Source organism: Mucilaginibacter sp. GW821-FHT07H05 (assembly GCF_059418485.1).
The window spans coordinates 204,450-217,792 of sequence record NZ_JBWKPY010000005.1 but is presented as its reverse complement, the minus strand read 5'-3'; the positions used below and the strand labels follow the sequence as shown (position 1 = coordinate 217,792).

Annotated in this window: 10 protein-coding genes; 4 read left to right on the top strand and 6 right to left on the bottom strand. The window is 44.6% G+C overall.

Annotation, left to right across the window (positions count from 1 at the left end):
- Positions 1–36 precede the first annotated feature (36 nt).
- The 3 genes from AC07M6_RS14955 to AC07M6_RS14945 all read right to left on the bottom strand — a co-directional run bounded on the left by AC07M6_RS14955 (position 37) and on the right by AC07M6_RS14945 (position 1,955).
- Positions 37–558, bottom strand: a complete 522-nt coding sequence (locus AC07M6_RS14955) for a hypothetical protein (protein ID WP_494890734.1) — start codon at positions 556–558, stop codon at positions 37–39.
- A 104-nt stretch (positions 559–662) separates the two neighbouring features.
- A complete protein-coding gene (locus AC07M6_RS14950) occupies positions 663–1,202 on the bottom strand; it encodes a hypothetical protein (protein ID WP_494890732.1) in 540 nt (179 codons plus the stop codon).
- A gap of 45 nt (positions 1,203–1,247) precedes the next feature.
- Positions 1,248–1,955, bottom strand: a complete 708-nt coding sequence (locus tag AC07M6_RS14945; protein ID WP_494890730.1) for an ATP-binding cassette domain-containing protein — start codon at positions 1,953–1,955, stop codon at positions 1,248–1,250.
- A gap of 407 nt (positions 1,956–2,362) precedes the next feature.
- Here AC07M6_RS14945 and AC07M6_RS14940 point away from each other — a divergent pair, with 407 nt between their 5' ends.
- The 4 genes from AC07M6_RS14940 to AC07M6_RS14925 all read left to right on the top strand — a co-directional run bounded on the left by AC07M6_RS14940 (position 2,363) and on the right by AC07M6_RS14925 (position 8,341).
- Positions 2,363–3,199 carry a DUF3667 domain-containing protein gene (locus AC07M6_RS14940; protein ID WP_494890728.1) on the top strand — a complete coding sequence of 279 codons (837 nt, stop codon included), beginning with the start codon at positions 2,363–2,365 and terminating at the stop codon, positions 3,197–3,199.
- A 101-nt stretch (positions 3,200–3,300) separates the two neighbouring features.
- Positions 3,301–4,779 carry a glycine--tRNA ligase gene (locus tag AC07M6_RS14935; protein WP_494890726.1) on the top strand — a complete coding sequence of 493 codons (1,479 nt, stop codon included), beginning with the start codon at positions 3,301–3,303 and terminating at the stop codon, positions 4,777–4,779.
- A gap of 227 nt (positions 4,780–5,006) precedes the next feature.
- On the top strand, positions 5,007–7,124 hold the full coding sequence (locus AC07M6_RS14930) for a tetratricopeptide repeat-containing sensor histidine kinase (protein ID WP_494890724.1): 2,118 nt from the start codon (positions 5,007–5,009) through the stop codon (positions 7,122–7,124).
- 98 nt (positions 7,125–7,222) lie between these two features.
- Positions 7,223–8,341 carry an AI-2E family transporter gene (locus AC07M6_RS14925; protein ID WP_494890722.1) on the top strand — a complete coding sequence of 373 codons (1,119 nt, stop codon included), beginning with the start codon at positions 7,223–7,225 and terminating at the stop codon, positions 8,339–8,341.
- Positions 8,342–8,723: 382 nt separating this feature from the next.
- Here AC07M6_RS14925 and AC07M6_RS14920 read toward each other — a convergent pair whose 3' ends face one another.
- From AC07M6_RS14920 to groL, 3 genes are all read right to left on the bottom strand, one after another.
- On the bottom strand, positions 8,724–10,061 hold the full coding sequence (locus tag AC07M6_RS14920; RefSeq protein WP_494890720.1) for a M16 family metallopeptidase: 1,338 nt from the start codon (positions 10,059–10,061) through the stop codon (positions 8,724–8,726).
- 20 nt (positions 10,062–10,081) lie between these two features.
- The gene (locus tag AC07M6_RS14915; protein WP_494890718.1) at positions 10,082–11,461 is read right to left on the bottom strand and encodes a M16 family metallopeptidase; all 1,380 of its coding nucleotides are present in this window, start codon (positions 11,459–11,461) and stop codon (positions 10,082–10,084) included.
- A 215-nt stretch (positions 11,462–11,676) separates the two neighbouring features.
- Positions 11,677–13,311 carry a chaperonin GroEL gene (groL, locus tag AC07M6_RS14910; RefSeq protein ID WP_494890716.1) on the bottom strand — a complete coding sequence of 545 codons (1,635 nt, stop codon included), beginning with the start codon at positions 13,309–13,311 and terminating at the stop codon, positions 11,677–11,679.
- Positions 13,312–13,343: the final 32 nt, after the last annotated feature.

The following is a 13,343-nucleotide window of genomic DNA, read 5'->3' as shown; positions in this document are numbered from 1 at the left end:
ATGAGCGGTAGCTTTCTATAGCTGCTGTAACCATACTTACCATCCAATCCGGTACGCTACCCTGATTGCGGTTTGTTTCAGCGCGTTTTTAGACCATTGTTCGTAACGGAACCCCAGGTCGATATTTTGCTTTTGGCTTAACCTGAACAGGAAACCCGGCCCGATAGAGAAGGCGAACAGGTTGCGGCTGGGGTTGGTGAAGTTGCTGGTAGTTTCTATGACATCGCCGCCTTCAACCTCCAGGTAAAGCCCGGTGCTAACGCCATAACGCAGCCCTGCTTTTAAAGGGATAAACTTGCTGGGGGCCTGCGGCCCGAAGGCGCCGATGAGCGAACTTTTATAATTAAACGTGCTATAGCCGCCCGTAAACGACAGACCGATTTTACCCGCTACCGGGATCTCTATTTTAGCCGAAGCGCCATATCCAAAATTATATACGCTGTTAGATGGCAAGCCCATTTCGGGGCCTATGCTAAAAGCGGTGCGTGGGTATTCCTGAGCTTTTGCAGTTAAAGCGATGCCTGATGCGACGAGCATCATGAGTAATATTTTTTTCATATAAGGGTATTTGATTTACAGCGTTAAAAATACATTTATTCCATTAAAAAGGGGGATAATGCCCGTGGCGCTATCCCCCTTAAAACTGTTTTATTAATGAAATATTATAAGCTGAATTTATAGGCTAAACGCAAGCCGATAAAGCCTAATGTATCCCCATCTTTTACCCATCCCTCATAACGGAAGCCTACATCAACAGCATTACCATTGCTTGCAGGGAAAATAAGGCCAATACCCGGCGTATAGGCAAATGCAGTACCTACACCGCTTTTAGTGCCAATAGCCGCGCCTATCTGGCCCTCGCCATAAAATATAGGGGTAAAATGATATTTTAAACCAGCCTCAACCGGTACAAACCCGCGCGCTGATGAGTTATCGCCAAAAGCGGCCAATAATTTTTTAACATCATCCTTGATCATAAAACTGGTATAACCCAAATTGGCTGTAAAATTTACCTTGTCCGCAAGCGGGGCTTCAAACTTACCCGATATGCCAATGCCAAAACTATAAGCATCACTGGCGCTGCCAACAGGGATAGCGCCTTCTGCAGCAAGGTTAAATTTACCGCCAACTATTTTCTTTTGCGCGGATGCGGTAATAGTAAAGGCTACAATTGATAAAAATAATAATACGTGTTTTTTCATGGTGTTAGTGATTTGGTGTGGTGCAAAAATATAATTTAATAGCTATTAATTATTGGTCAGCCTGATAAATATCTGTTCGAGCGATTGGCCTTTGTGGGCATCGGTTAAACCTTTCAGGGTATCATCGGCTACTATTTTGCCCTGGTTAATAATGATCACCTGGTTGCAAACGGCCTCTACTTCCTGCATAATATGGGTGCTGAGGATAATGGTTTTGGTTTTCCCCAGATCACTGATCAGCTGGCGGATGCCGATCAGTTGGTTAGGGTCCAGCCCCGATGTGGGTTCATCCAGCACCAGTACTTCAGGATCGTGCAGGATGGCTTGCGCCAGGCCTACCCGCTGGCGGTATCCGCGCGATAGCTGCCCTATTTTTTTATGCTGTTCGGGTGCAAGTCCGGTTAATTCAATTACTTCCTTAATACGCTCGCCGGGGTTTTTCAGGCCGTGTATGCCCGCAATAAAGGCCAGCGATTCTTTCACGTACATATCCAGGTAAAGCGGGTTATTTTCGGGCAGGTAGCCTATGCGGCTGCGTACCTCCAGCGATTGCGCAGTTACATCAAACCCGCAAACCGTAGCCGAGCCCGATGTTTGGGGGATAAAACCCGTCAGCATTTTCATGGTGGTTGATTTACCCGCTCCGTTAGGGCCTAAAAAGCCCAGCACACCCGGTTGCGCGGTAAAGCTAATGCCATCAACAGCTTTTTGGCTGCCATATACTTTGGTGAGGGATTGCACGCTGATGCTCATTGCCGTCAAAGGTAGATGTTAGATTTGAGATGTGAGATAAGAGATGTGAGAAAATTGGGAAGGTTTGGCTAAAGCCATCTTTTATGGCTGCCTGTTCCGTTGGCTGAAGCCAACGGCAATGAAATATAGTTTTTATAATTCATTGCCGTCCCATTCATGGGACGGATAACTGGGATGCAAAGAAAATGGCTTTAGCCGAATTTATCATTACAACAGCCGATACCCGTTCAAACCTAAACCCGGTAGCAGCGGAAAACCCCGAAGCGAGGTACGAGCAAGGCTTGTCAAATGGTCATTGAGTCATTACGCTGCGCTGTCATTGGGTCATTGATACTCTATACATCTGCATACCCGCACATTTGCACATCCGCACATTCTTTTTATCTTGCATAAGCAAACTCAAAACCATGATCATCACTAAGTCTACAGATTGCAAAACCTGCGGTAATAACCACCCCGAAAACTATTGTCCTGCCTGCGGCGAAAAATCATTCAGCACCAAGCAATTATCGCTAAAACATTTTTTGGAAGAAACCTTCGAGAGTTTTATCCATTTTGATAATAAGTTTTTGCGTACCATTAAAACACTGATAACCCAACCCGGCCAGCTTACGCTGGATTATACCGAAGGCCGGCGGGTATATTTTATGCGGCCTGTTCCGTTTTTTCTGGTAATTAACTTATTGTTTTTTGTACTGGCCTTTAATAATATGTACAGTCTTAGCTTGTATAACTACATTACTTACACGCCCTTTATCAGGTATAATACACAACATATTATAACCGAACTATTGGCCAAAAGAAACCTTACCCTGCCCGAGTACACGCAGGTTTTTAATGATCAGATAAAGGAAGTGTCAAAAACATATATCTTTTTGTTTATCCCGTTTTATGGGTCATTATTTGCCTTATTCTTTTTTAAGAAGAAGCAATATTTTGTAGAGCATCTGGTATTTGCCACTCATTTTTGCGCTTTTATATTATTATTGGCGCTGGCCGGCTTTTACCTGGTTACCTTACCTTTTTATGCCATTACTCATATTAGCTACTCGCCCAATTTTGATAATGCCTACGCCCTGATTACTCAAATTTGCGTTGCCTTGTACGCTGGCTTCGCCATTAACCGCTTTTATAAACCACGCCTTTTTTGGACCATTATTGTAGCGCTGTTAATTGGACTCTCCTTTTTTACGTTTATTCAATACTACCGCATGGTGCTGTTTTATAAGATAGTGTATTTTTAAGAGTCCGGAAGTCCGCGTAAGTCGGAAAGTCCGAAAGTGAATTACGAGTGCACACTTACGGTCTTTCGGACTTTCGGACTAAATGATATCTTTGCAGCGTTATGAGTACAAATACCGACGATCTTTTTAAAAATGTAATTGCCCATGCCAAGGAGTATGGCTTTGTTTTCCCCAGCAGCGAGATCTATGATGGCCTGAGCGCTGTTTATGATTACGGCCAGTTTGGCGCCGAGCTGAAGAATAACATCAAAACCTACTGGTGGAAAGCCATGGTGCAAATGCACGATAATATCGTCGGGATTGATTCGGCCATATTTATGCATCCAAAAATATGGAAGGCCAGCGGCCACGTGGATGGTTTTAGCGACCCGATGATTGATAACAAGGTTACGCAAAAACGTTACCGTGCCGATCAGTTACTGGAAGATAAGATAGCGGCCTACGACGAAGCCGGCCAAACCGATCAGGCGGAATTGCTGGAGGTTGAAATGAACAAGGCACTGGTTGCCGAAGACCTGCCCCGCCTGCGCGAATTAATTATTGAGCACGAGATAAAAGACCCGCTGAGTAAAGACCGACCGGATTGGACTGAAGTACGCCAGTTTAACCTGATGTTTAGCACACAGGTAGGCGCAATTGCTGATGAATCGGACACGATTTACCTGCGCCCCGAAACGGCGCAGGGTATATTTGTGAACTTTTTGAACGTTCAAAAATCGGCCAGGATGAAGATCCCTTTCGGTATCGCCCAAATTGGCAAGGCCTTCCGTAACGAGGTGATCGCCCGTCAGTTCATTATCCGCATGCGCGAATTTGAGCAAATGGAGATGCAATTCTTCATCCGCCCCGGCACGCAGAAGGAATGGTTTGAGAAATGGAAAACTACCCGCCTGCAATGGCACCTGGCTTTAGGTACCGATGCTACCAAATACCGCTATCACGAGCATACCAAGCTGGCCCACTACGCCGATGCTGCCTTTGATATTGAGTTTGAATTTCCGTTCGGGTTTAAAGAGGTAGAAGGTATCCATAGCCGTACCGATTTTGATTTGAGCCAGCACCAGAAATTCTCGGGCAAAAAAATGCAGTACTTTGATCCCGAACTGGGCGAGGATGGCAAGCCTTACGGTAATTATATCCCTTACGTAATAGAAACCTCTATTGGTTTGGACAGGATGTTCCTGCTTACGCTGATCAACGCTTACGAGGAAGAAGACCTGAGCACCGACGAGAAACAGGACAGCCGTACCGTGCTGCACCTGCACCCCTGCTTAGCCCCGGTTAAAGCCGCTATTTTCCCGCTCACCAAAAAAGATGGTCTGCCCGAAAAAGCCCGCGAGATTATGGATAAGCTGAAGGTTGACTTCAATATTCAATACGAAGAGAAGGATGCTATTGGCAAACGCTACCGCCGCCAGGATGCTATTGGTACGCCTTTCTGTATCACGGTAGATCACCAGACATTGGAAGATAATACCGTAACCATCCGCCATCGCGATAGCATGGCCCAGGAGCGTGTACCGGCCGATGACCTGGACAAGATCATTGGCGCTTTGGTAAGCTGGAGGAATGTGCTTTAACCCCCCGGCCCCCTAAAGGGGGAGTGGATGTGCAAACGCGTGAATATGCGTATGTGCAGATAAAATAATTTTAGCCCCGATATCGTCGGGGCTTTTTTGTGCGATATACTGTACTCTTTTTTTGTTTAAAGGTTAAAACGTCTATATTAGTCCAAACTATTTATTAAACCCGGTTGAAACATCGCTGCGCATTATTTATTTTATTCAACCTGGCTGGCCTTTGTTTATTGGCAGCACCACATCACGGCAACATCGATAGTTTAAAAAAGCTGGTTACGCCAGCCTTAACTACTCAGCAAAAAACACCCGATACACTTACCATAAACCGGCTTAACAAACTGGCTGCAGATTATTTTGAATCGTACCCGGATAGCACTACTTATTATTCGAACATAGCCATTGGCTTATCCAATAAAATTAATTACAAAAAAGGCCTGGCCGATGCCTATGTTGAAATAGCTTCGGTTAATACCTTCCGAAGCGATTATGTCGCATCGGCCGGTAATTTTAACAAGGCGCTGCAAATTTACAGGCAAATAAATAATCCCTACGGCATCAGCGAAAGCTTGATAGGCCTGGGGCGGGTGCAGGATTTTTTGGGGAATTATAACCAGGCGATCCGGCTTTTTGATCAAGCGCTTGCTATTCGCAAAAAAGCAGGAAAGGAAATGGACATTGCCGATTGTTATGGCATCATCGGTATCACTTACGATAATAAAGGCGAGTTCTCTAAAGCGCTGGATTGCTACTTTAAAGCGCTGAACATTGATATTAAGCACAAGGACGAGTTAGCCGCGGCCGATAATTATTGCAACATAGGGGTAATTATGCAGCACCTGGAGTTGTATCCAAAGGCATTAAACTATTATAATAAGGCCTATAAAATATGGTATCAGCTAAACGACACCCAGGGGCTTAGCACCATTTACCAAAACATTGGCGAAGTTTTGATGGCACAGAAGAAATATAAGGATGCTATCGGCTACTTTAATAAAGCTTCCGGGATCTTTCACCGGATGGGCGACAAAGAAGGGATCAGCCTGGTTTATTACGATCTGGGCCTGTATCATTACTATACCCAGCAGCCCGATAGTGCCCTGCATTATTTAAATCTGTCGCTGCAATCGGCAGGGCAATATAAAATTAAGTACAATAAGGCTTACGCTTATCTGGGATTGGCTATGGTATACAACCTGGAGCATGATTATACCAATGCCTATACCTATGCCCTGCTGGCGCAAAAAACCGCTAATAATTTAGGCAGCTTAAACACTAAAGCCGATGCCACCTTGCAGGTAAGCAAAGCCCTGGCCGGCCTAAAGCGTTTTGAAGAGGCGTATCAGCAACAGCAATTACACAACGCGCTGATGGATAGCCTGAAGAATAACGAGAATATCCAAAAATTAACATCGTACAACCTGGAGTTGGATTTTGAAAAACGGCAGCGGGAAACTAACCTTGCTTATCAGCAAAAAATAACCCGGCAAAGCAATACCAATATTATTGCCGCCATAGTGATCGCCATCCTTACCGTTATTATTATTATATACTACCGGTCCAGGCTCAGGCATAAAAAAACAAACCAGTTATTAGCCAATAAGAATAAGGAGATCCTGCAACAAAAAACCGACCTTGACCAGCAGGCAAATAAACTAATTGAACTGAATGTGTTGAAAGACCGCCTGATAGCCGTTTTAGCACATGATTTGCGTGCGCCTTTAAGTACATTGAGAGGCTTGTTTGCCTTAATGAGCGATAAGAGCATTACCCACGATGAATTTGTTGAGATGATTCCCCGGGTATTTGGTAAGCTGGAAACCACATCCGATTTTTTAGATACCCTGTTATCATGGATCAACAGCCAGGTTGATGATACTAAAAACACTACCCAAAGCTTCGCCATAGCCCATATTTTAAATCAGGAGCTGAGCTATTTGGACGACCAGCTAAAAAGTAAACAGATACAAATACATAGCGATATGGCAACTGACACCATAGCATTGGCCGAGCCGAACTCGGTGCGCATAGTGATCCATAATATTTTGACCAATGCTATTAAGTTTTCACATCGCGATAGTGTGATCAATATCTCAGCATGGCGGGGAGATAACGAGATTAAATTTATCGTAAAGGATAATGGTACAGGCCTAAGCGAAACGCAAAAAGCCAACCTGTTTAAAATAAGGGTAAATAGTATGCCCGGTACCGAAAACGAAACGGGTACGGGCATGGGCCTGCTTTTTTGCAAAGACCTTATTGAAAAATATAAGGGCCGGATATGGGTAGAAAGCAACACCGGCGCAGGTACGCAATTAGGTTTTTCCTTACCTGCAGCAAGCCAATAGTATTGCTATATTTACTTATGCTGGCGGATATTTGCACAAGGCCAAACAAAAATAGCATTTACTTCTTTCTTGTTTAACTCAAAATTCTAATCAAACTCATGTCTATCAAAATTAAGGACCAGCCTTTTTATATCCAAAGTACCGCTGTTTTGTTTGGGCTGACATTGCTGGTATATACTTTTTCGGTACTGGCAGATATATTGGTACCGCTGGCTTTTGCCGCCTTTTTAGCCATATTGCTTAACCCGCTTTGTAACCGTTTGGTACAGCTGAAAATCCCTAAAATAGGCGCTATTATTTTGACTATGCTGATAGCCTTGTTTGTAGTGGCAAGCGTGTTTTACTTCCTCTCCACGCAGATCATCCAGTTTGGCGATTCGCTGCCCATGCTGAAGGAAAAATTCGCCGTTATGACCACCGATCTTAAAACCTGGATACAGAATACTTTTGGCTACACTATTGATAAGCAAAACCAATTGATAAAAGAGGCCATGGGCAATAGTAAATCACTGGTGGGCAAAACATTGGGCGGGTTATTAGGTACGCTGGGTATCATCTTCCTGCTGCCGGTATATATTTTCCTGTTGCTGTTTTATAAGGCGCTTATCCTTAATTTTTTGTACGAAGTTTTTGCCGAAGAAGATTCAAAAAAAGTAGGCGAAGTGTTAAGCGAAACCAAAATAGCCATACAAAGCTATATTGTGGGGCTGCTGATAGAGATGCTGATCGTTGCTGCTCTCAATTCGGCGGCATTGCTGCTGCTGGGCGTTAAGTATGGGTTGCTGATTGGCTGCATTGGCGCTATATTAAACCTGATACCTTACCTGGGCGGGGTAATTGCAATTGCCTTACCTGTACTAATGGCATTGGTAACTAAAGATGGCTATACCACTCCATTACTGGTAGTAGGCGCTTATGCCCTGATACAGTTTATTGACAATAACTTTTTGGTGCCGCGTATTGTATCGTCAAAAGTGCAGATCAACGCTTTAATATCCATTGTGGTGGTATTGCTGGGCAACCAGTTGTGGGGCATATCGGGCATGTTTTTATCTATCCCCTTCATAGCTGTACTCAAAATCGTCTTCGACCGTATTGATAACCTGAAACCCTGGGGCAAACTGCTTGGCGATAACGTACCCACCCGCCACATGGGCCAGCGCTGGGGCAGCAAAAGTAAAAAAGAAGCAGTGCTGGGCGAGGAAGGGAAATCGTAGCTATCCGGCAATTAGATGCTCCGTAGGAGTAATAGCTTTGTAGTAAGACGTAATTAGATTTAGAGTGCCGTAGGTACTCAACACAAGGAGTTCAACACCTGACGGCGTTGCTTACATTTTATTTTATTTCTACAAAGCTTTAACCTCTACGAAGTGCTAAAGTGATAAAGCAAATTTGATTATTTTTAGGGTTAACACTTTTTAACCCTAAAAAAGTGTCAAGTCATTGATAATAAACATTTTAACTAGTAATTTTTTCTAAATTATGTTAAGTTGTGTTAACCCTCTTCACCACAACCTTTAAGCAAGAACCCCTGGTTACCCATAAACATAAAAGGCCCGAAGCACATGCTCCGGGCCTTCAATTTAAAAACGATCCTGGTTACTGCATTACCGGGTTATCTGCCTTATGCAGGGTGCCATTGGTAAACAAGGTTGGGGTAACCTTTTTAGGGTCGCCCTGGTAAACCCACATAATGTTACCGATATACTTACGGAATGCATCGCTGATTTGCGCAGGGGTTAGTTTCTTGATATGATCAACCAGGGTGTTGGTGCGCCTCCAATCGTTAAACAACAACTCGTTGCTGGCTAAGGCGCTGGCCTGGGCGCTGTTGGTTTCGTTACGATAGTATACGCCGGTCAGGTAGCTGGCTTTCATGTTCTTCACCTCGTCTTCGGTAAAGCCGCCGGTTTTGGTTTTGTCAACCAGTTTATCAAATACGGCTATGTATTTATCGGGCTGGGTGGTACTTACGTTAATTTTGGTAACCGAGGTGGCACCGGTAGCAAAACGCACCTGCGGCGCATATGATAAGCCATTGTTGGTACGCACATCTAAAAAGTGGCGATCGTAAAAGATACGCATGGCGATATTGAAGGCATCGAAATCCGGCGCGCCGGTTTGCGGGCCGCTGCTTACACCTTCAATGTAATTGGTGGCCAGTTCGCGCGTATCGGTTGAGAAGGTGTTTTTATACGCCCTGAAGAATGACTTCTTCAGCGTAAATGGCGCACCTTGCTTAACATTAGCTAACAGGCCTTTCACTTTGGCTTCTATGTCGGCGCGGTCAAGGTCGGCTACTACCACAATAAACATGCGCGATTTGGTGAGGATACCTGCGTAGTATTTCTTCACGTCATCAACGGTAAGCGCCGTAACCGATTCCGTAGTACCCAATGGGTTAGTGGCGTAATCCCGGCCTTCAAAAGCTATCTTGTTGGCAAAGTTATCAATAGCCGCGTCGGGTACCGATTCCATGGCTTTAATATTGGTCAGCGCGTTTTGTTTAATACGGGCAAATTCCTTTTCATCGTATTTAGGCATGGTCATGGCTTCAGCATATAATGCCCACGAACCTTCCAAATCGCTTTTGATACAGTTCATCCTGATGATGGAATAATCTTTACTGGCTCCCGCGCCTACCTGGGCACCCAATTTTTCCAGCTTGTTTTTAAAGCTGTTTTTATCCTGCTTCAGGGTACCGCACTCACTCAGCCCCGTCATCGCCAGCGCTTCGATACCCGCTTTTGCCGCGGGATAATTTTGCACGCCGCCTTTAATAATGGTTTGGATCTCTACTATATCGTTACCGCTGGGCTGCACAATTACCTTTACGCCGCTTACGGTCATTTCATACGGTTGCTGCTTTTGGGCGTTCGCCGCGTTTATACTGAATACGGTTGCTGTTAGTAACAGCAAAAACATACGCTTCTTCATTTTGTCAATCAGTTTAAGGTTTACTTGGCTACAAAAAACGAAGCCACATTATATTGTTTATTCACCTCGGCCTTTAATATGATGCCCGATACCATTGGTTTGCCTACAATGTAGGTTTCCAGGTAGCGCTTAATGTCGGCGCGGGTTACCTTTTTATAGTTCTCAACCAGGTCGGTATCGTAAGCAAACGACTCGCTGCACCAGGCATAACTCAACTGGCTGTTTAAGGTTGACGGCTTCTCCTGCGAACGTAATGCCGAACGCACCAGCGCGGCCTTAGCATCATCCAGTTGTTCGTCGGTATAATAATCCGGACTATTCCATTGGGCTAACTGGTTGTAAACCTCATCGTAGCACTCCTTCAGTTTATCAGGATTTGGCCTGACAAACATGTTGATTTCGCCTGTATAATAACTGGTACCATAGTTAACACCCGCGCTAACAGCCAGCCTTTTATCAATTAATGCCTGGCGGAATTTTGACGAGTTTAAACCCAAAATACGGTTAAACACATCGGCTGCAAGGGTACCTGCCGAATCTTTGGAAAAGGCCGGACCCTGCCATGCGAAACTCATGTTAGGGGTTTGGGCAATAGACGATTCCTTTACAAAAGCCACGCTCTTTTTAACCGGCTCGAAAGGTGGAATAGGGTATTTTACATGCGGATCGAAACCGCTACTTTGCCAGCTGCCAAAAATAGCTTCGGCCAGTTTAAAGGCTTGCTCGTGCTTTACATCGCCGCAAATGGTTAGCAGACTATTGTTAGGATAGTAGTATTTATCTTTGATGATCATCATTTTCTCGGGCGTAGCCGTGTTAATGATCTCGTGGATACCTATCGGGTTTTTCCTGGTGATCATATCGCCCCACAAGTATTTGCTGCTTTCGTAATCCAGTAAAAATCCCGGATCGCTTTCTGCACGCTGAAACTCGCCGTCAACCACGGGTCGTTCTTTCGCCATATCCTCGGCACGGTAAATAGGGAAGCGGATGCACGAGTTAAGGAAATTCAAGCCGCCCTTTAAGCTATCGGCGTTGAAGGTAAAAAAGTAGTTCACCCTTTCGTTACCGGTAGTACCGTTAAAAATTGCGCCTAACTCCTGTATACGGTGCAACAGTTTCTCCTGCGTAGGGAAATCCTTGTTGGCTTTAAAAAACATGTGCTCGAACAAGTGCGACAGGCCGCTGTATTCAGGCCCTTCGGTATAAGCGCCGTTTTTTACCGCTATTTCAATAGTGGCCAATGGCACTTTGCTGTTTTCAATTACTACTACCTCTAATCCGTTGGGTAGCTTTTTCCAGAAATAGCCGGGCTTTAGCCTTGGCTGTGCTTTTACGCTTATTGCGCCTATTAAAATGGCGGTGCAAAGCATAAACAGTTTGGTAAGTTTTAGGGTCATATTTTTCATTGTTAAATTATAAAGCCTAAGTTATTAGTTATTTATGCTATTTAATAATAGTTTAATGCAAAAGTGCTTTTAACACATCGTAATTAGCCAAATTTGATTAGCTACCTGCCCCGAATCTCTGTAAATAAGCAAGCCCCATCCGTTTACACGAATGAGGCTTTACTTATTTTAAATCCTACTCCCCCTTCAGGGGGCAGGGGGGTATATTACATCATACCGCCCATGCCGCCGCCCATTGGTGGGTGGCCATGGCCTTTATCTTCTTCAGGCTCGTCGGCTAACACACACTCGGTGGTTAACAGCATCGATGCGATAGAAGCAGCGTTCTCTAATGCCACACGCGATACCTTAGTAGGGTCGATAACACCGGCGCCTATCAGGTTCTCATATTTATCGGTACGGGCATTATAACCAAAGTCGCCGGTACCTTCTTTAACTTTTTGTACCACGATAGAACCTTCGATACCTGCGTTTTCGCAGATCTGGCGAAGCGGTTCTTCGATAGCGCGACGGATGATCTGGATACCAGTGTTCTCGTCTTCGTTAGCACCTTTTAAATCGGCTAAAGCCTGTACCGCGCGGATGAAGGCAACGCCACCACCTGCAACAATACCTTCTTCAACAGCAGCACGTGTAGCATGCAGGGCATCGTCAACACGGTCTTTTTTCTCTTTCATTTCCACTTCCGATGCAGCACCGATATATAATACAGCAACACCGCCGCTTAATTTGGCTAAACGCTCCTGTAATTTTTCCTTATCGTAATCAGATGTAGTGTTCTCAATCTGCACACGAATCTCGCTCACTCTTGCTTTAATGCTATCAGCATCACCGGCACCATTTACGATAGTTGTGTTGTCTTTATCGATAGAGATCTTTTCAGCCTGGCCTAACATGCTCAGGTCAGCGCTTTCTAATTTAAAGCCTCTTTCTTCCGAAATTACGGTACCACCGGTCAGGATAGCGATATCCTCTAACATAGCCTTACGGCGATCGCCAAAACCAGGCGCTTTAACAGCAGCTACTTTCAGTGAACCACGGATCTTGTTTACTACTAAGGTAGACAGCGCTTCGCCATCCAGGTCTTCAGCAATAATTAACAGTGGTTTGCCGGTTTGTACCTGTTTCTCCAGGATAGGCAGTAATTCTTTCATGGAAGAGATCTTTTTGTCGTAGATCAGGATATAAGGGCTATCCAGCTCTGCTTCCATTTTATCGGCATTGGTAACAAAGTAAGGCGACAGGTAACCACGGTCAAACTGCATACCTTCTACTGTTTTAACTTCAGTTTCGGTACCTTTTGCTTCTTCAACAGTGATCACGCCTGATGTACCAACTTTTTTCATCGCGTCGGCAATCATTTCGCCAATCACCTCGTCGTTATTAGCCGAGATAGACGCTACTTGTTTAATCTTGCTGAAATCGTCGCCAACATCTTGTTTTTGAGTTTTCAGGTTGGCAACAACAGCGGCAACAGCCTTGTCAATACCGCGTTTCAAATCCATTGGGTTAGCGCCGGCAGCTACGTTTTTAATACCTGTAGTAACAATTGCCTGTGCTAATACGGTTGCAGTAGTTGTACCGTCACCTGCAATGTCAGCAGTTTTTGATGCAACTTCCTTCACCATCTGGGCACCCATATTTTCAATGGCGTCGCTCAGTTCAATTTCTTTCGCAACAGTTACACCATCTTTTGTGATGACAGGTGAACCGAATTTTTTATCGATAATTACGTGACGACCTTTTGGACCTAACGTTACTTTAACCGCGTTAGCTAAAATATCAACACCCCTTTTTAGGGCGTCGCGCGCTTCAACATTATATTTAACTTGTTTTGCCATTTTTATTTATTTGATTTCACCGATTAAGGTGT

Coding starts and splice junctions, on each gene's coding strand:
- AC07M6_RS14955 (WP_494890734.1), bottom strand. CDS start 558: ATGAAAAAAATATTACTCATGATGCTCGTCGCATCAGGCATCGCTTTA.
- AC07M6_RS14950 (WP_494890732.1), bottom strand. CDS start 1,202: ATGAAAAAACACGTATTATTATTTTTATCAATTGTAGCCTTTACTATT.
- AC07M6_RS14945 (WP_494890730.1), bottom strand. CDS start 1,955: ATGAGCATCAGCGTGCAATCCCTCACCAAAGTATATGGCAGCCAAAAA.
- AC07M6_RS14940 (WP_494890728.1), top strand. CDS start 2,363: ATGATCATCACTAAGTCTACAGATTGCAAAACCTGCGGTAATAACCAC.
- AC07M6_RS14935 (WP_494890726.1), top strand. CDS start 3,301: ATGAGTACAAATACCGACGATCTTTTTAAAAATGTAATTGCCCATGCC.
- AC07M6_RS14925 (WP_494890722.1), top strand. CDS start 7,223: ATGTCTATCAAAATTAAGGACCAGCCTTTTTATATCCAAAGTACCGCT.
- AC07M6_RS14920 (WP_494890720.1), bottom strand. CDS start 10,061: ATGAAGAAGCGTATGTTTTTGCTGTTACTAACAGCAACCGTATTCAGT.
- AC07M6_RS14915 (WP_494890718.1), bottom strand. CDS start 11,461: ATGACCCTAAAACTTACCAAACTGTTTATGCTTTGCACCGCCATTTTA.
- groL (WP_494890716.1), bottom strand. CDS start 13,311: ATGGCAAAACAAGTTAAATATAATGTTGAAGCGCGCGACGCCCTAAAA.